Here is a 23,280-nt window from a genome sequence, read left to right on the forward strand (position 1 = left end):
TTACTCCCCAGCCTTGGGGGCGGCGCCGGGGGCCTTCCAGCTGTCCACATAGCCGGTCCATTCGACCGCCTTGGCGCCCTCCCCCAGTTCCAGCGCGTCGCGGGTGTCGAGCATCACGGCATACTCGTCGGTGGCGGGCTTGCGCGGGGTGAAGGCGGCGCCCAGCGCCTTGGGGTGCGGGCCGTGGGTGAAGCCGCAGGGGTGGAAGGTCACCATCCCCGGATGGATGTTGTCGCGGCTGAAGAAATCGCCGGCGTGGTAGAAGATCACCTCGTCGAAGTCGTCGTTGTTGTGGAAGAAGGGCACCTTCAGCGCGCCGGGGTCGCTTTCGAAGGGGCGCGGGGTGAAGGTGCAGACGACGAAGCGGTCGGCGACGAAGGTCGTGTGGGCGCTGGGCGGCAGGTGGTAGCGGTGGCTCATCAGCGGCCGGATGTCCGCCACGTTCAGCCGCACCGGCACCAGATCGCCCTTCCACCCCACCGCGTCCAGCGGGTTGAAGGGGTAGGTGACGGTGGAGTTCTCCCCGCGCCGCTTGATGCGGACCTGCCAGGGCTTTTCGTCCTGCTGCGCCAGGAAGGCGTCGTCGATGGCCGGCACGTCCAGGATGGCCGGGTCGAACAGGGCGTGCGCCCCGACCAGCCCCTTGTCCGGCAGGCGGTAGGTGCCGTTCGTCGCCTCGATCAGCAGGGCGGTCACCGGTTCCGCGCACTCCATCCGCCACATGGTGGAGCGCGGCAGGACGATGTAGTCGCCGGTCCGGAAACTCAGGTGTCCGTAGTCGCAGAAGAATTCCCCCCGGCCGGCGTGGATGAAGATCAGTTCATCGCCGTCGCCGTTGCGGGCCAGATGGTCCATCCGCTCCGGCGCGCGCCACAGGCGCATGCGCACATGGGCGTTGTGCAGGATGTCCGCCGCGTCCCAAGGCGAGTCCTGCGCGCCCTCGATCCGCGTCAGGTCGAAGGCGCGCGGGCGCAGCGGACCTTCCCAGTCCACCCATCCCGTGGGCGGGTGGCGGTGGTACATGTGGGTGGCGGGGCCGAAGAACCCCTCCTTCCCCAGCTCCCGTTCGTAGGTTCCGGCCGGCAGGTCGGCGTGGGCCTGGCGGGAGGACGAGCCCTCCACGCGCGGCGGGGTGATGAAGTTCTTCACGGCGGCGCCCTCCCCTGGAGCCTTCTGGGTCTCGATGGCTTTGCCCTACAGATTGTTGCAAACGAAACCGGCAACAAGCGCCGACCCGGCCGGAAGTAGCGATCGGACGGGGCGATTTGTCATCCACGGCAACGCTTCACCACCGGCGCGAGAACGCGCATAATCACATCCAATCGCCGGGAGCGGCGCACGGGGAGGATGGAGTATGGGCTGGGGCAAGGGTGTGTGGCGTTCGCGGGTTGCCCCGATCCTGACGGCACCGATCCTGACGATGTTCTTCCTGGCGCTGTCGGCCCTCCTGGGACCGGCGCGGGCGGAGCCGTTCCACTTCACCATCCTCTACGCCCACAGCACGACGGAGTTGGAGGAAAGCCAGGGGCGCGGCGGGCTCGCCCGGCTGGCCACGCTGATCCAGCGGGAGCGCGCGGCGCGCGGCACGGTGCTGGTTCTGCACGGCGGGCAGTCTCTGGCGCCGTCGGTGATGTCCTTCTACGACCAGGGCGCCCACGTCATCGACCTGCTGAACGGGCTGGGCATCGACGCCATGGCGGCCCTGAACCGGGAATTCCACCACGGCGACGACATCCTGATGAGCCGCGCCTTCGAGGCGAACTTCCCCCTCGTCACCACCAACGCCGTGGACCGCGGGACCGGAAAGGCTCTGGACGGGCTTGAGAACGCGGTGGTGCTGACCGCCGGGCCGTACCGGGTCGGCGTGCTGGCGGCGACCCCGGCGCAGACGCGGGAGACGACCCGCTCCCCCCGTACGGAGTTCCGCGATCCCGTCAAGGCCGTCACCGAGAAGGCCCAGGAACTCCGCGCCAACGGGGTGGACCTGATCGTCGTGCTGACGGGAAATTCCGGCGACACGCACCGCGGCATCATCGCCGCCCGCGCCGCCGACATCGTGCTGTACCAGGACCGGGGGCGCACCGTCGGCGTGGACTACAGCGGCAAGATGCTGTCCGCCACGGTGGACGCGCAGGCGGCCTGGGTGCTGGCGCTGGACCTGACCATCGACCGGGTGGAGAAGGCCGGGCACGCCGCGAACGCGACGCCCCGCACCGCCTGGACCGCCGGCGTGCGCGCGGTCGACACCGCCGGGGTGCCGCCCGACAGCGCGGTGGAAAGCCGGGCCAAGGCCTATCTCGCGCGGCTGGACGGCATGCTGGGCGCGGAGGTCGGGCTGCTCGACACGCCCATGGACACCCGGCGTGAATCGGTGCGCGGCGGCGAGAACGCCTTCGGCAACGCGGTGGCCGACGCGCTGCGCGCGGCGATGGAGGCCGACGTGGCGCTGATGAACGGCGGTTCCATCCGCGGCGACCGGCAATACGCGGCCGGCACCGTGCTGACCCGCCGCGACATCCAGACCGAATTTCCCTTCCACGACACCGCCGTGCTGGTCGAGGTCACGGGCAAGCAGCTCCGCGATGTGCTGGAGGCCGGCTATTCCGGGATCGAGCAGATGCACGGCCGCTTTCCCCACCTGTCCAACGCCCGCGTGACGGTGGACGCGACCAAGCCCGCCGGGCAGCGCGTGGTCGAGCTGACGGTCGGCGGCAAGCCGGTGGACCCGGCGGCGCGCTACCGGCTCGCCACGGGCAGCTATCTCGCCGGCGGGGGCGACGGCTATGGGGCGCTGGCCTCGGCGCGGCGTCTGGTCGACGACCGCGACGCCGATTTCGTCTCCACGATCCTTGCCACCCAGATCGCCCGCACCGGACGCTTCGCGCCGCGGCTCGACGGGCGCGTGACGATCAAACGGTAAGCCGCCCCAATGGACTGTCCCAACCAGCCGCCCAACCAGCAGCTGCCCGCGGCGGCCGCCCCTCCTCTGCCCCGCCCGGCGCGCCGGCGGGTCGGCATCGTGCTGCGCATCACCCTGGGCCTGAGCGTCATGGCGATGCTGGTGGTGCTGATCGGCGCCGTCTCCCTATCCTCCTTCCGGCTGTTCCGGGCGGAGGTGTCGTCCCTGTCGGCGACCACCCTGCCGGAGGTCATCGCCAGCGCGGAGCTGCGCGGGTCGCTCCAGCAGCTCGTGGCGCGGCTGCCGGTGCTGGCGGGGGCCGCCAGCATGCCGCAGCGCCGGGCCGTCTTTGACGAACTGGTGGCCGAGCTGGAGTCCCTGCGCAAGCTCGTGGACCGCATGCAGGTGCTTCAGGAGGCGAGCCGACGGCGGGCCGGCGGGGAGGATGACCGGGACGGGGAAGGCGGCGACGCCCGCCTACTGGAGCAGGTGCGCTCCGCCCTGCCGATCCTGGCCGCGACGGTCGCGGACCTGAACAGCGAGGTCGCACGCCAGATCGAAGCGGGCGAACGGCAGGCCGAAGCCATCCGCGCGCTGGCCCAGCTGTCCGACGCTCTTGAAGGGCTGTCGGGATCCGATGCGGCGGGGACGCTCGGACCCTGGGCGGTGCGGGCGGGCGGCCTGATGGCCCGCGCGGCGGGGGCGGTGCAGATCGACCATCTGAACCGGCTGCGCACGGAACGACGCACCGCCGAGAACACCCTGGCCGAGCTGGGCCGCATCGCCGCCGCGACACCGGAACCGGCCGGCGGCGCGATGGAGCGCGTCCGGGGCGAGCTGGCCCGCATCCTGCTGGCGCCGGGCGGCCTGTTCGACGCCTCCGCCGAACGGTTGCAGGCGCGCAACCGCGCCCAGGCGCTGTCCGGGCAGTCCCGCGTGCTGGTGGACACGGTGGACCGCTCCACCCGCGCGCTGTTCGACTCCCTGCACGACCGCTCGACCGAGCGGACGAGCGCGCTGAAGGCCCTGATCAACGAGCGCACGCGGGTGGTGATGGGGCTGGGCGGCGCGTCGGTGCTGCTGGCGATTGGCGTCTACCTGTTCTTCCGCCGCTTCCTGACCTCGCGGCTGGTGGCGCTGAACGGCGCGGTGCTGGCCCGCCTGTCGGGGTCGAATACCTCGGGTTCGGACACCGCCGTGCCGGTCGCCGGCAACGACGAGATCACGGACATCGGCGCCTCCATCCGCTACTTCATCGACGAGATCGACCGCCGCCAGCACGATCTGGCGGAGAACGAGCGGCGTTTCCGCGACCTCGTCGAAGGGTCGATCCAGGGCATCGTCATTCACCGCGACTTCCGCCCGCTCTACGCCAACGACGCCTTCGCCCAGATGCTGGGAACCAGCATCGACCAGGCGCTCGACCTGCGGTCGGTCCTGGACATGATCCCCACCGACGAGCGGGACACGGTGCAGGCCAACTACTACCACATCGTCCAATCCGGCCGGCCGAGCGAGCGGCGGCGCCTGCGCGCCTTCCGGTTCGACGGCACGGAGCTGTGGATCGAGCTGACCAGCCGTCTGGTCGACTGGATGGGCCAGCCGGCCGTGCAGTCCATCGCCGTGGACGTGACGCGCGAGGTGGAGGCGGAAGCGGCGCTGCGCCGGTCCCGCGACGCGGCGGAGCAGGCACTGCGCGACCTGAAGGAAACCCAGGCCAACCTGATCCAGGCGGAGAAGATGGCCTCGCTCGGCCAGCTCGTCGCCGGCGTGGCGCACGAGGTGAACACCCCCATCGGCATCACCATCACCGGCGCCTCGCAGCTCGTCACCCTGATCGACGAGCTGGCCCGCCAGCAGGCGGAAGGGGCCATCAAGCGCTCCGACTTCCTGCGGTTCCTGTCCGACGGGCGGGAAATGGCGCAGCTCATCCTGTCCAACAGCACGCGCGCGGCCAATCTGGTGCAGAGCTTCAAGATGGTCGCCGTGGACCAGTCGAGCGGCGAGCGGCGACGCTTCGACCTGAACGACTATGTCGGGGAGCTGCTGCGCAGCCTGCGCCCCGCCTACAAGGACCTGAAGGGGGTCGACACCGCCCTGGACTGCCCGCAGGGGCTGGAGCTGGACGGCTACCCCGGCGCCCTGTCGCAGGTGCTGACCAACCTCGTCATCAACGCGCTGACGCACGCCTTCACGCCGGACCGGCCGGGCCGGCTCGCCATCACCGCGCGCACCCTGCCGTCGGACATGGTGGAGCTGGAGGTGGCCGACGACGGGGCCGGCATCCCGCCCGACATCCTGCCGAAGATCTTCGACCCCTTCTTCACGACGCGGCGCGGGCGCGGCGGCAGCGGCCTGGGCCTGCACATCGTCTACAACCTCGTCACCGGCACGCTGCGCGGCAGCATCGCCGTCGCCAGCACCCCGGGCGAAGGCACCCGCTTCACCCTGCGCTTCCCCCGCGTCGCCCCGGCCCCGGCCGGCGCGAAGGCCGAGGCGGGGGCGGTGTGATGCCGTCAAGGGAATGAACGGGTTCTCCCGTTCATTCCCTTGACGGAGCGCCCAAGAGGGCGCCGCGCCCCCTTAATTCTTTATGGTTGGCGCGGAAAAGCCTGCGTGGCGTTTGAACGCAATACGGCAAGTCAGCTTGCTGGCTCGCCGGTATGGGGATGCTTAAATGACCTCGCCCTCGAACCAGTGGCGGCCGTGGCGGTCTTCGACCTCGATGACCCAGACGTCGGGGTCGTAGCGGGTCTGGCGGGCGATGTAGGCGTCGGCGGTGGCCTCGTCCACCGGGTCGGCGCCGGTGCCGCGGGACCAGCGCAGACGCTCCTCCTCGCGCACCTGGACCAGGACGCTGAAGGTCCGGTCCAGCCGGTTCAGCTTCAGGATGACCGTGCCGCGGCTGGGGTCGCCCTTGCGCAGCACCATCATCGAAACGCCCTGGGAATCCGCGGCGCGGATGTGCGCCATGACCCAGAGATGCGTCGGCAGGCGGTCGTCCATGAAGCTCCCCAATGCTGGGGGCTCGCCATCGGCCATGCCCCCGGTGTAGACAACAGGAATGGCGACTCTCCTGGACGCTCTGGACGCTGCCGTCAACCACCACATGGCCGGCCGGCTCGACGAGGCGGCGGCGCTCTACCGGCTCGTCCTGGCGGTGGAGCCGGCGCTGCCCGACGCGCTGCACCTGCTGGGCGTGCTGGAAGCACAGCGCCGCACCCACGAACGGGCGGCCCGGTTGATCACGAGGGCGATCCGCCTGCGGCCCCAAACGGCCGCCCCGTGGGCGCATCTGGGGGGCGTGCTGCGGGCGCTGGTCCGGGTGGAGGAAGCGGAACCGGTGCTGGCCCGAGCCCTGGCCCTGGACCCGGCTCAGGACGACGCCCTCGACCATCTGGGGGCGGCGTGTCACACGCTGGCGCGGTACGAGGCGGCGCGGTCCTGGCTGACGCGGGCGGCGCGGTTGCGGCCCCGTCATCCCGACACGCTTGTCAACCTGGGGACCGTCCTGCGCGACGTGCGCCGCTTCGCGGAAGCGGAGGGCTGCTTCGACGCCGCCCTCGCCGCCCGGCCAGACCATGCGGAAGCCCATCTGGCCCGCGCGGTCGGGCGTCTGCTCCAGGGTGACTTGCGCGCTGGATGGGAGGGATTCGAATGGCGCTGGCGCCGCTTCGCCGCGCCGCCCTGGGCCGGCGAGCCGCTGGAGGGCCGGACCATCCTTCTGCACGCCGAGCAGGGATTCGGCGACGCCATCCAGTTCGCGCGCTACGCGCCGATGGTCGCGCGGACCGGCGGGCGGGTGATCCTGGAGATCCACCCGCTGCTGTTCCGCCTGATGAAGACGCTGGGGCCGGAGATCCAGGTGCTCGTCCACAGCCCGAAACCGGCGCCACACGACCTGCACTGCCCCTTGATGAGCCTGCCGCGCGCCTTCGGTACGGAGCTGGCGTCCATCCCCACCACCCCCTCCTACCTGTCCGCCGATCCCGACGAGGTCGAACGCTGGGGCCGGCGCATCGCCGAAAGGGACACCGGGAGCGGGACCATGGGCGGCGGCCTGCGCGTGGGCCTCGTCTGGGCCGGCAACCCGCAACACCGCAACGACCGCAACCGCTCGATCCCCGTGCAGGCGCTGGGTCCGCTGCTGGCGATTCCGGGGGTGCGCGTGTTCAGCCTGCAAACCGGCGATGCGCGCGCGTCCCGGCCGGCTGGCGTGACGGACCTGATCGAGGGCGTGCGCGATTTCGCCGACACGGCGGCCATCCTGAAGAACCTCGACCTGCTGATCGCGGTGGACACGGCGGTCATTCATCTGGCGGGGGCGCTGGGGGTACCGGCCTGGCTGCTGGTGCCCTACGCGCCGGACTGGCGCTGGCTGCTCGACCGGTCGGACAGCCCCTGGTATCCGTCCCTGCGAGTCCACCGCCAGACGCGCCCCGGCGACTGGAGCAGCGTCCTGGAGACCGTGGCGGCGGAGTTGCGCACCCTGGCGGAAGCGAAAGCCGGCGCGACCAACTCCCTTTGATTCAGTTGGCGCCGCAGAAGCAGTCGTTGCGATCCTCCGGCGCGGCCTGATCGCTCATCGCGACGCGGTGGGGTATCGGTTCGTCCGGCGGGATCATGATGGACGCTACGTCGAAGGGGGCCGGGTCGCGCGGTGCCGCGAACAGCGCCTCGAAACGCACGGGAGCCGTGCTGAGCATCTGGCCCAGCACCGCCGCGGCCAGCAGCGACAGCAGCATCGGTTCGACGCGGTCCACGACGCTCCCTCCTTCCCTTGTTTCGCTCGCTCCGGGGCAGTCTACCAGCGCGTGTGTTCGGCGACTTCCTAGCCATAGCGGATACCCTGGCGGGCCAAGGGGGCGGGCCGTGTGGGGAGTCTGCGAAGCGGGAGGAGCTTTCTTCCCCATCCCCTGCCGGGGGCGCTAGGCGAATTTTTCCCACAGGCCGGCAAAAAGCGGGCGCTCCACCGCGCGTCCGCGAAAACTCCTTTGGAAACAGGGTCCTGAGCCGGCCGCGCCAGTTGGCATCCGGCTTGCTTGTTGGTGCGCAAAGACGCAGCACCCTTTCTTCGTGGAGATCCCTGGCCATGAGCATCTTCGGTTCGATGACCACCGCCGTCCTCGGCCTGAGCGCGCAGTCGAAGGCCCTCGGTCACATCTCTGACAACATCGCCAACGCCTCGACCAACGGCTACAAGCGCGTGAACACCGCGTTCGAGACGATGGTCCTGCAGTCCAACTCCCGCCTGCACGAGCCGGGCGGCGTGACCGCAGCCCCCGTCTTCATGAACAACATCCAGGGCAACCTGACCCAGGTCCAGAGCGCGACCAACGCCGCCATCCAGGGCCAGGGCTTCTTCAGCGTGTCCAAGCTCAGCCGCGGCCTGACCGGCCCCGGCCAGCAGGGCGAGACGGTGCAGACGCAGACCGGCACGCTGAACGCCGACAACGTCTACTACACCCGCGTCGGCGACTTCGAACTGGACAAGAACCGCTATCTGGTCAACAGCGCCGGCTTCGCGCTGAACGGCTGGATCGTGGACGACGTGACCGGGCAGCTGAAGAAGGACGTCGTGCAGCCGCTCCAGGTGAACACGCTGACCGACAAGCCGCAGTCGACCAACAGCATCACGCTGAGCGCCAACCTGCCGGCCACGCCGACGCCGGGCGTTCCGATCCCGTCCTCCAGCATCCAGGTCTACGACACGCAGGGCAACGCGCGGACCGTCCAGTTCAACTGGCGCCAGGACGGCAACAACGCCTGGCGTCTGGGCATCGAAGCGCCGGGCAGCTCCACGCAGCCGGTCGCCGGTTCCTTCACCGGCGGGGCCGTGAACATGAACACCGGCGGTGCCGTGGCGGGTGTGACGGCGGTCGCCCAGGTCAGCAGCGTGCGCGTCGACGGGACGAACTACGTCTCCAAGTCGTCGTTCATGATCAGCGGCCGGACCAATTACTATCCGGGCACCCCGGCCACGTCGCAGGACAACATCCGCGTGGGTGACACCTACAGCGTGACGGTCAACGGCACCACCTTGACGGTCGGCCCGCTCACCACCGCGGCCGGCCCGAACAACATCGCCGGCTTCCTGACGTACGGCGACGTCGCCGGCGCGCTGATGAGCCAGATCAACGCCCTGGGCACCTATGTGGCCGAGGCCGACCCGGCGGATTCGCGCCGCATCCTGGTTCGGACGACCGATGGGTCGCCCGTGGACGTCACCGGCAGCTTCTCGAACGCAAACCCGCAGACGACCACCGTCAGCGGGCCGAACACCAATCTTACGGGCACGGTCGGCGGCAAGCAGCAGACGACCTACACCTTCTCCAACACCCCCATCGACGTGGGCGACGAATACCGCGTCACCGTCGCGGGCCAGGAATTCAAGACGCGCGTCACGCAGACCAACATCGGCGCTTTGGCCAACATCCAGGGCGTCATCAACAACCTCATCACCCAGATCAACGCGGCCACGGGCGTGACCGGCGTGACCGGTGCCACCGGCGCCGCCGTCACCGGTGCCGCCGCGCCCGCCACCAACTTCCAGCTCGTGCTCGACGGCAGCGCCACCGCCGCGACCTTCACCACGTCCTACGGCCTCACCCACGCGGACAGCCGGAAGAACGACGTCGACGGAACGTCGGACGTGACCGGTACTCCGCCCGTCAAATACACGGGCGTGACCCCGGTCACCACGCAGGCGCCCGCGCTCGGCATCGTCGAAATCACCCAGGTTCCCTTCCCGGCCGGGGCGACGCTGAAGGTTCCCGACCAGTATTCGGTCACGGTGCTGGGAACGGAGTTCAAGACGACGATCTCGCACTCCAACATCAACACGCTGAAGGACATGAACGGCGTCATCGACGACCTGGCCGCGCAGATCAACGCCGCCGGTCTGGCCGTGGGGGCGACGCGCCTGCCGTCGGGCGCGCTGCAATTGACGGGCACGATCGCCAACACGGCCCTGGGCGTCGGCGCCTACAAGCTGGCCGTCACCGGATCGGACAACGTGCGCCTGGGCGACGCCTACACCGTGAAGGTGGACAACATCCCCTACACGGTGTCCGTGACCGAAGACAACATGCTGACCCTGGGCGACTACGACGGGATCGCCAACGCGCTGGCCGCGAAGATCAATTCGGCCCGGCCGCAGGCGCCCGTCATCGCCACGGTCGTCAACTCCGAACTGCAGCTCACCGCCCGCAACGCCGGCACGCCGTTCAAGGTGGAGCAGGAGTACACGTCGGGTGCGGCGACGATGAACACCTACACCGGGCCGACGATCAGCGATCCGACGGATTCGCGCGGACAGCGTCAGGAATTCTCGTTCCCGCAGACCCAGATCGACGTCGGCGACCGCTACACGGTGGCAATCGACGGCGTGCCGATCTCGGTCGACGTGGATAAGACGACCTACGGGAACTACAAGGACATCTCCGGCGTCCTGCAGGAAATGGCGAACCGGATCAACGCCAAGAGCATGAACGTCACCGCGACGGCCTCCGGTGGCCGGCTGACCATCACCCACAACACGGTCCTCACCGGCAAGTTCGAAGCCAAGGTCAACATCCAGAATTCGACCGGCAGCTCGGGCACTCTCACCGCGTCGACGACCACGTCGAACGTGGAAGGCGTGCGGCAGAAGCAGTCGGTGACGCTGACCGGCTCGCCCGGCGACAAGGGCGCCGAATACACGATCACCATCGGCGGCACGCCCATCACCTACCGCACGACCGGCGAAGAGACCTCGATGGAGTCCATCGCGGCAAGCCTGGCGAACTTGGTCAACAAGAACACCTCCCTGCCGGTTACCGCGAGCGCCGAGGGCAGCGTGGTGAACATCGTCGCGAAGACGGCGACGGGCGATCCCGCCTCGCAGTTCACGGTCTCCCCCTTTGCCGCCCCGGGCCAGACCCCGGCCCACATCCTGCTGAACTTCGGCACCGATCCGGACAACGTCGGCACCATCACCGGCATCAGCACGGCGAAGGTGGGCACCGGCACGGCGGTCACCGCCGCGAACCAGTCCCTGGGCGCCGACGCCAACGTCACCTTCACGGTGGACTACGGCTTCGGCCCGCAGCAGATCACGCTGAACCTGGGCAAGATCGGCAAGGCGGGCGGCGTGACGCAGTATGCCGGCAGCGAGATCAACGTGCGCGAACTGGTCCAGGACGGCGCGTCGCGCGGCCAGTACAAGGAAGTGGTCTACGGCGACAACGGCGACGTGATCGTGAACTACGACAACGGCCGCAGCCGCATCATCGGCCGCATCCCGGTCGTCACCTTCAACAACCCCAACGCGCTGCAGCGCGAGGCCGGCGGCGTGTACATCGAGACGGACGAAGGCGGCCGGCCGAACTTCAACGACCCGGACAGCAACGGTGCCGGCGCGGTGGTGGCGAACAGCGTGGAAGCGTCGAACGTGGACATCGCGGACGAGTTCACCAAGCTGATCGTGACGCAGCGCACCTACTCCGCCAACACCAAGATCGTCACGACCTCCGACGAGATGCTTCAGGAAGTCCTCGGCCTGAAGCGCTAAGCGCCGGACGACAGGGGGCGGCCCCATAAAGGGCGGCCGCCCCGTCCTCCCAGCAGACGACCACCCCGCCGACGAAAGGTCAAACGACCATGTCCCTCTTCAGCGCCCTCGGGAGCGCGACGGCCGGTCTGCGCTCCGTCCAAGCCCAGGTGAAGGTTGTCTCGGACAACATCGCCCGGTCGGACGACCCCACCCGCACCCGCCACACCGTCTCCAACGTCCTGGACGGCAGCGGCTTCGTCCTCTCGACCCAGTACCGGCGCGAGGTGGACAAGGCCATGCGCGCCCAGGTGCAGGACCTGAACGCCAAGGACGGCGGGTCGGCGACCAAGTCGTCCTACCTGCAGAAGCTGGGCGACATGATGCGGACGACCGACGGGAAGCCGCTGCTGAACCAGTATGCCGAGGCATTCCAGACCGCCTGGAAGACGCTGGAGACCTCGCCGGAAAGCGAAGTCGCCCAGTACCAGCTGGTGCAGGCGGCCGATACATTCTCGCGCGAGATCGTCCGGGTGTCGCAGGGCGTGGAGGATTTGGACCACGAGATGCGCAGCGACCTCACCAACTCGGTGGGCGAGGTCAACCGTCTGCTGAAGCAGATCAACGACATCAACAACAACATGGCGTCGCTGCAGAGCTACGGCGGGGCCGCGGACGACGGGGCCGACAAGCGGGACGGCCTGATCAAGGAGCTGAGCACCTACATCGGCGTGCGGACCGTGGACCGGCCCGACGGCCGTGTCGCGATCTTCACGCCGACCGGCCTGGCGCTGGTCGACGGCGACGCGGCAAATCTTACCGTCGAGGGCGGCAACATCAACCTAGTGAACGGCAATCACGTCACCACCATCAACCAGCATCTGCGCGACGGGAAGATCGCGGCGCTGATGGACATGCGCGCCGACGGCTCCACGGCCAACCCGCCGAAGCCGGCCAGCGGCGACCCGACCAGCGAGATCATCCGCAAGATGCGCTCGCAGCTCGACACCTACGCGCAGATGTTCACCGCCCACACCCAGCCGGGCGAACCCACCAGCTTCCGCGACGCCTACGACAACGCCAAGCCGGTGCAGCCCGGCGAAGAGCCGACGCAGTTCTTCATGGGCAGCGACCGCTTCACCATCGCGGTGAACGACAAGCTGCTGAGCCACGAAACGAAGGTGAAGTCCTCGGCGGCCAAGGACGTGGTGGCGGCGGTCAACGCCACGGGCCGCAGCTTCAACGCCGACGGCCTGGAGCTGGAGGACGCGTCCTACACCAGCATGGCCAGCAACATCACCGGCACCTGGATGGCGGCGGCCAAGACCATCCAGGGCACGAGCGAAGCCGACAAGAACGCCCGGCAGACGCTGGAGGAACGCTATCACTCCTCCACCGGCGTCAACATCGACGAGGAAATCGCGAACCTTCAGCAGCTTCAAACGTCCTACGCCGCTTCGGCACGAGTCATGCAAGTGGCTAATTCGATGTTTGACGCGCTGGAGGCGGTCATCCGATGAGCTCGATCACGCAAACCGGCAGCTATGCCAAGTATCTGGGGCTGGTCCGCAACCTGACCGCCGGCCAGAAGCAGGTCGACACACTGTCCGAACAGCTGACGACCGGCAAGAAGTCCACGGACCTCAACGCCTACGGGCCGGAGACGCAGAAGCTCCTGGACCTGCGGGCGGAGATGGTCAAGCGCGACAACTACGTCCAGAACATCGACACCGCGTCGACCCGGCTGAAGGCCACCGACACGGTGCTGAACTCGCTGGAGAAGCTGGCCACGGATTGGCAGGGCAACAACCTGATGCCCTTCCAGCCCGGCCCGCCGACCGTCACCTCCGCCTTCAACAGCGACCCCGACGCGATGAAGGTGTCGGTCAGCACGGACAAGTCCAAGTTCATGCAGAACGCCCGCTTTTCCGTGACGGCCGTGCCGTCGCAGAACGGCGTGAACGGCACCTTCGACGTCACGGTGACCGACGGGCTGGGCGGCAAGTCCACGCGCTCCATCAACCTGAAAACCGTGCCGCCCAACGACGGCGGCGGGTACAACTTCGCGATCAGCGGCGGCCCCGGCGAGGGCGCGGTGCTGAACCTGAACTTCGACAACCTCCAGGCCGCCTCCAGCAGCACCTTCACCGTAACCTACCCGCAGGCCAACGACACGCTCAGCCGGGTCGAGGGCGCGATGCGCGACATCCGGCAGTTGCTGAACGAGCGGGTGGGCGACCGCTTCCTGTTCGCCGGCTCGCGCTACGGCACGGAGCCGGTGGGCGACCTGCTGGCGGCGCCGCAGAAGACCAAGATCACGCTGAACGGCGGCATGGTGAACACCGACGATTATTTCGAGGTGTCCATCGACGGCAAGCCCTTCGCCTATCAGGTCCAGGCGAGCGACCCGAAGACGGTGACCTTCGTCGCCAGCACGCTGAACAGCATGATCCAGTCCGCGTCCCCGGCGCTGCCGATCAGCGCCTTGGCGTCCAACGGCATCATCACGCTGGTCGGCAACGACCCCAACCAGACCTTCGACGTGAAGGCCCGGGTCGAGAATTCGATGAACATCGACAACTCGATCACCGCCCCGACCACGACGCAAACGGCGACGCTGCCGCCACCGGCCGGCACCGGTGCGAAGCAGATCGACCAGTTCACGCTGACCGGCGCCAACGTGGACATCGGCGACACCTTCGAGTTCTCCGTGGCGGTCGGTGATCCGGACGACCCCTACAACCAGAAATACTACACCCAGAATCCGACCGAGCCGAAAGACCTGCCGGTCTACCAGAAATACACGATCCGCTACACGGTCACCGAGCAGGACTACAACGCCGGCGTGACCGACGTGTCCAAGGTGGCCGACCAGCTGCGGGCGGAATTCGCCAAGGCAAAGCCGCAGCCGCCGGTGTCCATCGACCCGGCGGGCAGCGGGTCGACCATCTCGCTGACCAGCAACACGACGATGGACCCGAACCATCCGTCGCGCATCCAGCAGTTCGCGACCACGGCCAAGGCGATCAACGGCAAGATCGACAACACCATCACGGTCTCCAACCTGCCGGCGGAGTCGGATTCCATCACCGACCTGCCCTACGTCGATCCGCCGAACCTGCCCTTCTACGACTCCGAATTCATGAGCAAGCGGCAGAACGGCAAGGCTTGGGACAAGGCGGCCGTGACGATCGACGATGGGGAAATGATCGCCTACGGCGTGTCCAGCAACGACCGGGCGATGCAGAAGCTGGTCGCCGCCTTCCGCATGGCGCGCGTCGCAGCCTCCAACCCCGGCAAGTACGAGGATTACGTCGGCAAGGCCCGCGAACTGATGTCGCAGGCCAAGGACGAGGTGCGGTCCGTGCACGCGAAGGTCGCGTCCGACGTCGCCACGCTGGACCAGAAGAAGACCGAGCACAAGGACGCTTCGGCCACGGTGACCCAACGCATCGCCGACATCGAGGGCATCGACGAGACCGAGGTGGCAGCGCGCCTGAAATCCTCCATGAACGCGCTGGAGGCCGCCTACACCGTCGCCGGCCAGACGCAGAAGCTGTCGCTGCTGAACTACATCGCGTAAGGGCGCGCCTCAGCGCCCGGTTTCGACCTCCTTCAGCAGGTCCAGCACCAGCCGCTCGCCGTCCGGCCAGGGGCCGTGGCCGGAGGCGGTGTTGATGTGGCCGAGATCGCCCGCGTCGATGAAATCGGCGCCCCAGCCCACGGCGAAGGCGCAGGCGCAGGCGCGCTGCACCGTGCAGTAGGGATCGTTCCGGCTGGCCAGCACCACGGCGCGGAAAGGCAGCGGGTCGGTGGGCACCGGGGCGAAGCCGTGCACCTCCGGCGGGGTGTGGTCCGCCGATTCCACGTCCGGCGGCGCGACCAGCAGCGCCGCCGCCACCTTGTCCACCGAGCCGGCCCTCACAGAGTCGGCCCTCACCAAATCAGAATGCGCCCAGTGCGCCACCAGGATGGAGGCGAGGCTGTGGGCGATCAGCACCACGGGGGCCGCCGATTCGGCCACCGCGCGCTCCAGGGCGGCGATCCAGTCATCCAGAATCGGGGCGTCCCAATCCGCCTGCTCCACCCGCCGGAAGCCCGGATGGCGGCCGGCGAGCCAGCTTTGCCAATGGTCCGGCCCGGAATTCCCCAATCCCGGGAGAATCAGAACGCTCGCCTTCGCCATATCCTCAACCCCGCGTTAATCTTGCCGCCTTATGGTAGCGGAACAAGAAGGCCCGACAACAGCGGCCGAAACCGTCGGCTCGGAGGAAACAGGTGGAACTCAGCGCCAGCACCGCTCAAGAGATTTGCGACCACATCGGCCGTGAACTGGACGTCGTCGTGTCCTTCATGGGGCCGGGCGGCACCATCATCGCCTCCAGCGCGCGCGACCGGATCGGCGGCCAGCACGCCATCGCGGCGGAAATCATGGCCGGCCGCACGGACGAGCGCGCCGTGACCAAGGAGGAAGCCGCGCGCTCCTCCGGCATGCGCGAGGGCTACAATGTCGGGATCGACGTGGACGGCCGGCGGATCGCCTCGCTGGGCGTCGCGGCACCGGTCGATCAGGCCCGCCGCTACGCCCGCGTCGCCCGCCACTGGGCCATCTCCATCATCCGCGCCGAAACGGCGGAGGCGCAACGCCGCCAGCCTCTGCGGGATCTGTCCGAGCGGCTGGAACGTGACGTCGGCGGTCTGGTCGCCGAGGCCGCGGACATCGGCCGCAAGCTGGACGAGGCGGTGAGCAGCGTGAAGCGCGCCTCCGCCGACGGGCTGCGCCAGACCGGCGACGCGGCGCAGGCCGCCCGCGCGGTCGACGGCACCGTCGCCTCCATCGCCAGCGTGATCGACCAGCTGTCGGCCACGGCCGACCGCATCTCCGGCGACACCGCCAAGGCGCGGGAGATCAGCCAGGCCGCCGCCGCCGATTCCGACCGCGCCACCACCGTCATGACCTCGCTGCGCGCGGCGGCGGAGCAGATCGCCAGCGTGGTGAAGCTGATCAACGCCATCGCCAGCCAGACCAACCTGCTCGCGCTCAACGCCACCATCGAGGCCGCCCGCGCGGGCGAGGCCGGGCGCGGCTTCGCGGTCGTGGCGAACGAGGTGAAGGCGCTGTCCCGCCAGACCGCCGACGCCACCAAGCAGATCGCCGATCAGGTCGCCAACCTGCAACGCGAGACCGCCGCGGTGGACGAGGCGCTGGGCCGCATCCACGGCACCATCGGGTCGATCCAGACGATCAACGACACGGTGGCCGCCGCCATCAACGAGCAGGCCGGCCTGACGACCGAGGTGTCGCGCACCATCGACCGGTCCCGCCAGGACGCCGCGGCGGCGGAGCGCAGCATCGGCGACGCGGAGCGCGCCGTCGGCGGCGCGTCCAAGACGCTCGACACGCTCGGCTCACTGGCGCAGACGCTCACCTCGCGGGTCAGCGGCCTGAACGGCAAGATCGGCGAGACGCTGCGGCAGATGCGGGGGTAGGCGGAAGCCTGTCCCCACCACCTTTCTCCATCACTCAGGCTTTACTTCGGGGCGTTGCGGATCCACGGGGATCCGCAACGCCCTTTTGCTTTTCGGACACTTGCTTTTCGGACGTTGGAATCCCGCCGTCCAGAATGCGCCCTCGGACTGTCCCGCTGGGACGCGCGGCGCGTGAATTCCCGTTGACGCATTAAATTGTTATCGATATTCAATATATATTCGCTGCTAATCGCTGAACTTACCCACTCCAGAGATCCTCCCATGAAAACGCTGATTTCCGCCGCCATCGCGGCCACCCTTGCGGCTGCCCCCGCTCTTGCGGCCGACGAAAAACCGTCCCGGTCCTGGTATGTCGGGGCGGACTTCGTCACGTCTTTTGCGGACAAAAGCTCCGTCAGCGGCAGCACCACCGGCAGCATCGACCACAAGGCCGCCATCGGCCTGACGGACCTGAAGGTCGGATTCCGCCCGCAGGCGCTCAACACCGCCACCGGCGATGTCCGCTTCGAAACTGAACTGGCGAGCCGCAGCCTGAAAACCGACAAGGTCAAGAACGGGAACGCCACGTCCAGCCCCGGCGGCTACCTGTCCTATGGCGCCATCATGAACAACGTGTACTACGACTTCCACACGGGCACATCGTTCACGCCTTATGTTGGCGGCGGCCTGGGGGCGAGCGGAGCGCTGTTTTCCAAGTATCCAGGCCTCGGCATCACGGACAAGAGCAGCGAGGACCCCGTCCTGGCGTACCAGGTCTCGGCCGGCGTCTCCTACGCGCCGGAAGCGCTGCCCGGCACCGAATAATCGATCGGCTACAACTTCTTCAACACGGAAGAGACGAAGTTCAAGACGTCGACCGGCCGCGTGAAGGTGGACGCGCCGTCGATCCACAGCGTGCAGCTCGGCTTCAAGTATTTCTTCTGATCCCCGGGATGCCGCCATGCTGAACGCTTTCATCAAGCAGGCCATGCTCGGCGCGGCCATCCTGGCCTTGGCCGGTTGCGTCCACACGAACGCCAGCTTCCGGCCCGAGGGGGTCGAGTCGGCGGCGAGCGCCGCGCCGCGGAAGATCAAGTCCCCCGACGACGTGATCATCCGGGAAACCGACGTCACCAACCGCCCCTACCGCGTCATCGGCGTGGTCGAAGGCTACGGCCGTTCGATCACCCTGCTGTCGTCCGACCCGACGCGCGCCGACGTGGACGAGGCGTTGCGCGTGGAGGCCGCCCGCCAGGGCGCGGACGCGGTAATCCAGGTGAAGTACGTGACGGAACGGACCGGCCTCGCCAGCCGCGGCCTGATGACCGGAACGGGACGCGCGGTGGTCTTCCTGAATTGACCGGAACGCGGGGCCGGCGTGTGAGCGACGGGGCTCGTCCCCGCCCTCACGGGGCTTGCTTGCCGGGCGAGGAGGGGGAATCCTGTCGGGACGCCTTTCCGACAATGGCCTTTCCCCACCATGGACACAGCGATGACCGCCTCGACGACACAGGACGCGCAACTCACCCGGTGGAGCACCATCCTGCTTCTGCTGGCTTCGTTGACAGTGGTGCAAAGTCTTGTCGAGCCGCTTTCGTTGTTCCTGGGGGGGACGCCGATCACGCTGCATAGGGACGGGGAAACCTGGAACACCACCTATCAAGCCCTGGCACCCTTGGACGCCGGGGCGATCGCGTTGCTCGTCCTCGGCCCGGAACTCGCCTGGGTCTACGTGTCGTTGCAGGTGTGGAGGCTGGCCCACAAATATCGGCGCGGAATTCTGTTCGATTCCCTTCTCTCGCCGTGTTTCCTGCGCATCGGGATGGGGCTGGCGGTGATGGGGGTGCTGGACACGCTGGCGTATCCGGCGATGGCCCAACTGTTGTACTGCCGCAGGATCAGCCCCTGGTTGGGCGATACGCCGCTCCTGGCGCTGATACGCGTCGACCTCATCATGGCCGGCGCCTTTTTCTTCGTGCTGGGGAAGATCATGATGCGCGGCGCCGAATTGCAGGATCTCGATCAACTCACCGTATAGCCGGGCCGACATGGCGATTATCGTCAACCTTGATGTCATGCTGGCCAAGCGCAAGATGCGGCTGATGGAGTTGTCGGAACGCGTGAGCATCAGCATGGCGAACCTGTCGATCCTGAAGACCGGCAAGGCCAAGGCCATCCGCTTCAGCACGCTGGAGGCCATCTGCCGCGTGCTGGACTGCCAACCGGGCGACATTCTGGAATACCGCCCGGACATCGAAAGCCCGCCCGACGACTGAGCTGCGTCTGAGCTTACTTGGTCTGAGCTTACTTGGGCTCCTCGGACACCCGCCACGCCCCGGAACCGGCCGGGCGCCGGGCCGGCGCGGTGCCGCCGGGCAGCGGGACGATCAGGCGGCGCTTGACCGGCTGCGCCTTGCGCGGGACGCCGGCGAAGATCTGCTTGGACGCCTCGATCATGGTCACCCCGGCGAAGGCCTTGAACCAGCGCTCCCCCACCTCTTCCCAGGCGGGCGCGGTCTTCAGCAGGAAGCGGGAGCGCAGCGGCGGGATGAACAGCGCGTGGCCGGTGCGTTCCGGCACGAACATGGTGTCGCGCAGCACCTGCTTCAGTTGGGACGCCGAATAGGGGAAGCCGTGGCCGAAGGGCGTCCAGTCGGCGCGCGCCCACAGACCGCGCCGGTTCGGCACCACGGCCAGCACGCGACCGCCACCGGCCAGCACGCGCCAGATCTCCCGCATCATGGGGCGAAGCTGCTCCGTCCCCTCCAGCCCGTGGACGAGCAGCACGCGGTCCACCGACATGTCGCCCAGCGGCAAATCCGCCTCGTCGCCCAGCGCCACCAGCCCCGGCCCCTCCGGTGGCCAGAAGGTCACGCCCTGGGTGGCGGGCATGATGGAGATCACGCGTTCCGCCTCGTCGCGGAAGGGCCGCAGGTAGGGCGTGGTGAAGCCGACCCCGAGCATGATCTGCCCGCGCACGTCCGGCCAGATCATGCGGATGCGCCGGCGGATCATCCGCCGCGCCGCCTGCCCCAGGCTGGACTCGTAGAACTCTCGCAGATCGACGATATCGGTGTACATGGTCACCCGAGACTAACATGAATTTATGACGGAGGGGCGCTCGGCCATGGAGATCCACCTCGTTCCGGCTTTCGCCGACAATTACATCTACCTGCTCCACGATCCGGCCAGTGGGGCCGTCGGTGTCGTCGACCCCGGCGACGCCGCGCCCGTTATCGACGAGCTGGAGCGGCGCGGCTGGACGCTGACGCACATCTTCAACACCCACCACCACAACGACCACATCGGCGGCAACCACGCCCTGAAGACCCGCACCGGGGCCGACGTCATCGGGGCGCGCGCCGACGTGGCCCGCATACCGGATATGGAGACGTGCCTGGGCGAAGGCGAGACCATTTCGTTCGGATCCCAGACGGCGCGTGTGCTTTTCGTCCCCGGCCACACCTCCGGCCACATCGCCTTCTGGTTTCCGGAGGCCAAGGCGGTCTTCTGCGGCGACACGCTGTTCGCGCTGGGCTGCGGCCGCTTGTTCGAGGGCACGCCGGCCCAGATGTGGTTGTCGCTGACGAAGCTGCGCGACCTGCCGGGCGACACGCGGGTCTATTGCGGGCACGAATACACCCAGTCCAACGCCCGATTCGCCCTGACCATCGAGCCCGGCAACGCCGACCTCCAGACCCGCACCAAGGAAATCGCCGCCAAGCGGGAGCGCGGCGAACCGACCATCCCCACCACCATCGCGCTGGAGCGGCGCACCAACCCCTTCCTGCGCGCCGACCTTCCGGAGGTGCAGGCCGCCGTCGGCATGGCCGGGGCCGACCCGGTGGCGGTCTTCGCGGAAATCCGCCATCGGAAGGACAATTTCTGATCGACGGCGTCCGCAACTGCATTACCCTGTGCACCCAACCGGGAGGAGAGAATCGCATGAAGCTGCGCTGGAGCCCGACCTCGCCCTACGTCCGCAAGGTCATGATGGTGGCGATCGAATGCGGGCTGGAAAAGGCCGTCGAGACGCAGAAGACCGACGCCTGGTCGCCGGAAACGGACCTGCCCAAGGACAACCCGCTGGGCAAGGTGCCGGCGCTGGTCCTGGAGGACGGGACCGCGCTCTACGACAGCCCGGTCATCGCCGAGTATCTGGACACGCTGCACGACGGCCCCCGCCTGTTCCCGGCGCATGGCCCGGCGCGCTGGACCGCGCTGCGCCAGCAGGCGCTGGCCGATGGCATCTGCGACGCCGCGATCCTGCGCCGCCTGGAAGCGAACCGCCCGGACGGCGAGAAGTCGCCCAACTGGATGGAACGCCAGCGCCGCGCCGTCGCCCGCGCGCTCGACGTGCTGGAGGCGGAGGCCGCCACAGGGCTTGGCGACACGCTGACCGTCGGCACGCTGGCCGTGCTGGTGGCGCTGGGCTACCTGGATTTCCGATTCGGGCATGAGGACTGGCGGGAGGGCCGCCCGGCGCTGACGGCGTGGTTCGCGGCCATGTCAGACCGCGACAGCTTCCGCCGCACCGCCCCGCCCCCGGCGTAAGGACCGTCGGCCATGACCGAGCCACAAACGCCGGAACCACTGACGCCGGAGCGCATCATCGCCCTGCTGGGCATGCAGCCCCACCCGGAAGGCGGCCACTATGTGGAAACCTACCGGCATGTCCCGGAAGACAAAGGGGCGGAGGGCGGCGGGCGCGGGGTGAAGACCGGCATCTATTTCCTGCTGCGCGCGGGCGAACACTCGCATTGGCACCGGGTGGACGCGGTCGAGATGTGGCACTGGCACGCCGGCGGCCCACTGGAACTGTCCATTTCCGAGGACGGGCGGTCGGTGGACCGCCTGATCCTGGGCATGGACCTGCTGGCCGGCCAGCGCCCCCAGGGGGTCGTCCCGGCTCATGCCTGGCAGGCCGCCCGCCCGCTGGACGGCTGGGTTCTGGTCGGTTGCACGGTGTCCCCGGCCTTCGAGTTTGCCGGGTTCGAAATGGCGCCGGAGGGGTTCTCAATAGAAAAAATATAGGGTGGAGACACTCTTTGGTCGGTGTACCATTCCATTCTGCCGAACGTCGGCGGCAATCCCCATGGCACAAATCAGGGAGGATGGAATGGTCACTACCCTCATTATCGGCACACTTATATTCGCAGCAGCCTTCTTCGTCGTTTACGCATTTGCACCCAAAAGGCTCATCTCAGACCTGCCCGATAAAGGAGCCAGCGAAAGCGAAATCAAAATTTTCGAATTGAGAGCAAAAGAAGAAGAGCGGCACAGGGCTATACTTTCAGCATCCCTAACCGTCATTGGAGCTGCGATAGCTTTCGTTTATGGAGTTTACAAAGACGTCGATACAAAAGCGGAACAAAAAGAGCACGAACTTTCTACAAGAAAGATGGAGAACAGGAAAGAAACCGTTGCTCAGATGGAAAAATATATGACGGCACTGTCCGGATCCGATCCGTTCGTAAAGGCCTCCGCGATATATTCAATCGGCAATCTCTCTAAAATTGACAGCGATTTAAATAACGCTACTTCGCAGTCTTTAACGCTGTACATCAGAAATCACACAGAACAGGAGCCTGAGAAAATAAAGTCTGGAGAGAAAATGGAATACAAAAAGATTTCACAAGACATTCAAGCCGCCATCGACGTACTCGGGTGGAACGACTACGACAGAGGCTTCCGAGCCATCGACTTCAGCCACCTATACCTTATTCAGCCAAATTTTCACGGAACAGGAGCTTATCACAATTCCCTGTTTTCAGGAGCAACAATTCTTCGTGCTGACATGCGTGATGCCAACTTTGAATATTCAAAGTTTGACGGTGCAAATTTTGGCGATTGGAGGGCGTTTGGCGCACCCAGCGAAAACGACCATCACGCCCCGGATAGAAGCACATGCCAGGATGAAGAAGATAAAGGTTGGTCGAATGAAATTTCCAGGAAAAGCTGTTGGTGGGATTGGATGCGGTACAATTATTCGGCGAATTTCACCAGATCACACCTGAAAGGCGCGACCTTTATCGGAGCCGGGCTCGAAGGAGCCGTTTTCGACGAAGCCGATCTGGAGAAAGCAGACTTCAGCGGAGCGAACATCAGTCGCGCAGACTTTAGCAATTCCAACAATCTCGACAAAGCTATTTTCAAAAATGTTTGTGGCGTAGAAATAAAATGGCCTGAGAAGCGCCCCAAAAATGTGCCTGCGCAAATTTGTTATTGCGGCGCTCCGTCCTGCCCATAGGGGCAATACTACCCCGCCACGGCCTCCGCGTAACTGCTCACCTGGCTGGCGGCTGGTAAGTGGTCAGGCGACGACGAAGGTTCCGTCGATCAGGTCGCGGATGGCGGTCCAGGCGGATTGGCCTTGCCGGCG

Annotated in this window: 20 protein-coding genes; 15 read left to right on the forward strand and 5 right to left on the reverse strand. The window is 67.3% G+C overall.

Annotated features, from left to right (window positions below; all coding sequences use genetic code 11):
• Complete coding sequence (locus ACSVC7_RS26415) at nucleotides 1-1,149, reverse strand: homogentisate 1,2-dioxygenase (RefSeq protein WP_448206305.1); 1,149 nt, start codon at nucleotides 1,147-1,149, stop codon at nucleotides 1-3.
• Between the two features lie 205 nt (nucleotides 1,150-1,354).
• Between ACSVC7_RS26415 and ACSVC7_RS26420 the strand changes: the two genes are divergently transcribed.
• The gene (locus tag ACSVC7_RS26420; protein WP_448206304.1) at nucleotides 1,355-2,920 is read left to right on the forward strand and encodes a bifunctional metallophosphatase/5'-nucleotidase; all 1,566 of its coding nucleotides are present in this window, start codon (nucleotides 1,355-1,357) and stop codon (nucleotides 2,918-2,920) included.
• A 9-nt stretch (nucleotides 2,921-2,929) separates the two neighbouring features.
• Nucleotides 2,930-5,410 carry an ATP-binding protein gene (locus ACSVC7_RS26425; protein WP_448206303.1) on the forward strand — a complete coding sequence of 827 codons (2,481 nt, stop codon included), beginning with the start codon at nucleotides 2,930-2,932 and terminating at the stop codon, nucleotides 5,408-5,410.
• A gap of 162 nt (nucleotides 5,411-5,572) precedes the next feature.
• Here ACSVC7_RS26425 and ACSVC7_RS26430 read toward each other — a convergent pair whose 3' ends face one another.
• A complete protein-coding gene (locus ACSVC7_RS26430) occupies nucleotides 5,573-5,905 on the reverse strand; it encodes a DUF1491 family protein (RefSeq protein WP_448206302.1) in 333 nt (110 codons plus the stop codon).
• Between the two features lie 58 nt (nucleotides 5,906-5,963).
• On the opposite strand from ACSVC7_RS26430, the gene ACSVC7_RS26435 reads away from it, so the two are divergent.
• Nucleotides 5,964-7,427: a tetratricopeptide repeat protein gene (locus tag ACSVC7_RS26435; protein WP_448206301.1), complete on the forward strand. Its 1,464-nt coding sequence runs from the start codon at nucleotides 5,964-5,966 to the stop codon at nucleotides 7,425-7,427.
• Between the two features lies 1 nt (nucleotide 7,428).
• On the opposite strand, the gene ACSVC7_RS26440 is transcribed toward ACSVC7_RS26435, so the two are convergent.
• Nucleotides 7,429-7,662, reverse strand: coding sequence for a hypothetical protein (locus tag ACSVC7_RS26440; RefSeq protein WP_448206300.1), 234 nt, complete (start codon nucleotides 7,660-7,662; stop codon nucleotides 7,429-7,431).
• A 329-nt stretch (nucleotides 7,663-7,991) separates the two neighbouring features.
• On the opposite strand from ACSVC7_RS26440, the gene ACSVC7_RS26445 reads away from it, so the two are divergent.
• The 3 genes from ACSVC7_RS26445 to ACSVC7_RS26455 all read left to right on the forward strand — a co-directional run bounded on the left by ACSVC7_RS26445 (nucleotide 7,992) and on the right by ACSVC7_RS26455 (nucleotide 15,012).
• Entirely contained in the window at nucleotides 7,992-11,450 is a 3,459-nt protein-coding gene (locus ACSVC7_RS26445) for a flagellar hook-basal body complex protein (RefSeq protein WP_448206299.1), read from the forward strand.
• 89 nt (nucleotides 11,451-11,539) lie between these two features.
• Nucleotides 11,540-12,949, forward strand: a complete 1,410-nt coding sequence (flgK, locus tag ACSVC7_RS26450) for a flagellar hook-associated protein FlgK (protein ID WP_448206298.1) — start codon at nucleotides 11,540-11,542, stop codon at nucleotides 12,947-12,949.
• Nucleotides 12,946-15,012 (forward strand): hypothetical protein, encoded by a 2,067-nt coding sequence (locus ACSVC7_RS26455; RefSeq protein ID WP_448206297.1) that lies wholly within the window; start codon nucleotides 12,946-12,948, stop codon nucleotides 15,010-15,012. Before flgK ends, ACSVC7_RS26455 begins: the two co-directional genes overlap by 4 nt.
• Before the next feature lie 9 nt (nucleotides 15,013-15,021).
• Here ACSVC7_RS26455 and ACSVC7_RS26460 read toward each other — a convergent pair whose 3' ends face one another.
• Entirely contained in the window at nucleotides 15,022-15,615 is a 594-nt protein-coding gene (locus ACSVC7_RS26460) for an RBBP9/YdeN family alpha/beta hydrolase (RefSeq protein ID WP_448206296.1), read from the reverse strand.
• Between the two features lie 92 nt (nucleotides 15,616-15,707).
• On the opposite strand from ACSVC7_RS26460, the gene ACSVC7_RS26465 reads away from it, so the two are divergent.
• The 5 genes from ACSVC7_RS26465 (at nucleotide 15,708) to ACSVC7_RS26485 (ending at nucleotide 19,174) form a co-directional block, all read left to right on the forward strand.
• The gene (locus ACSVC7_RS26465; RefSeq protein ID WP_448206295.1) at nucleotides 15,708-16,919 is read left to right on the forward strand and encodes a methyl-accepting chemotaxis protein; all 1,212 of its coding nucleotides are present in this window, start codon (nucleotides 15,708-15,710) and stop codon (nucleotides 16,917-16,919) included.
• A 261-nt stretch (nucleotides 16,920-17,180) separates the two neighbouring features.
• Nucleotides 17,181-17,723 carry a P44/Msp2 family outer membrane protein gene (locus tag ACSVC7_RS26470; protein ID WP_448206294.1) on the forward strand — a complete coding sequence of 181 codons (543 nt, stop codon included), beginning with the start codon at nucleotides 17,181-17,183 and terminating at the stop codon, nucleotides 17,721-17,723.
• A 136-nt stretch (nucleotides 17,724-17,859) separates the two neighbouring features.
• Complete coding sequence (locus tag ACSVC7_RS26475; protein WP_448206293.1) at nucleotides 17,860-18,258, forward strand: hypothetical protein; 399 nt, start codon at nucleotides 17,860-17,862, stop codon at nucleotides 18,256-18,258.
• Nucleotides 18,259-18,390: 132 nt separating this feature from the next.
• Complete coding sequence (locus tag ACSVC7_RS26480) at nucleotides 18,391-18,936, forward strand: hypothetical protein (RefSeq protein WP_448206292.1); 546 nt, start codon at nucleotides 18,391-18,393, stop codon at nucleotides 18,934-18,936.
• A 10-nt stretch (nucleotides 18,937-18,946) separates the two neighbouring features.
• A complete protein-coding gene (locus ACSVC7_RS26485) occupies nucleotides 18,947-19,174 on the forward strand; it encodes a helix-turn-helix domain-containing protein (protein ID WP_448206291.1) in 228 nt (75 codons plus the stop codon).
• 28 nt (nucleotides 19,175-19,202) lie between these two features.
• Here the strand turns inward: ACSVC7_RS26485 and ACSVC7_RS26490 are convergent, their stop codons facing one another.
• Nucleotides 19,203-19,979 carry a class I SAM-dependent methyltransferase gene (locus ACSVC7_RS26490; protein WP_448206290.1) on the reverse strand — a complete coding sequence of 259 codons (777 nt, stop codon included), beginning with the start codon at nucleotides 19,977-19,979 and terminating at the stop codon, nucleotides 19,203-19,205.
• A 46-nt stretch (nucleotides 19,980-20,025) separates the two neighbouring features.
• Between ACSVC7_RS26490 and gloB the strand changes: the two genes are divergently transcribed.
• The 4 genes from gloB to ACSVC7_RS26510 all read left to right on the forward strand — a co-directional run bounded on the left by gloB (nucleotide 20,026) and on the right by ACSVC7_RS26510 (nucleotide 23,148).
• Nucleotides 20,026-20,787, forward strand: coding sequence for a hydroxyacylglutathione hydrolase (gene gloB / locus ACSVC7_RS26495; protein WP_448206289.1), 762 nt, complete (start codon nucleotides 20,026-20,028; stop codon nucleotides 20,785-20,787).
• 56 nt (nucleotides 20,788-20,843) lie between these two features.
• A complete protein-coding gene (locus ACSVC7_RS26500) occupies nucleotides 20,844-21,452 on the forward strand; it encodes a glutathione S-transferase C-terminal domain-containing protein (RefSeq protein ID WP_448206288.1) in 609 nt (202 codons plus the stop codon).
• A gap of 12 nt (nucleotides 21,453-21,464) precedes the next feature.
• The gene (locus ACSVC7_RS26505; RefSeq protein WP_483508854.1) at nucleotides 21,465-21,932 is read left to right on the forward strand and encodes a cupin domain-containing protein; all 468 of its coding nucleotides are present in this window, start codon (nucleotides 21,465-21,467) and stop codon (nucleotides 21,930-21,932) included.
• 85 nt (nucleotides 21,933-22,017) lie between these two features.
• Entirely contained in the window at nucleotides 22,018-23,148 is a 1,131-nt protein-coding gene (locus tag ACSVC7_RS26510) for a pentapeptide repeat-containing protein (protein ID WP_448206286.1), read from the forward strand.
• Nucleotides 23,149-23,280: the final 132 nt, after the last annotated feature.

The organism is Azospirillum mesophilum (genome assembly GCF_053470405.2).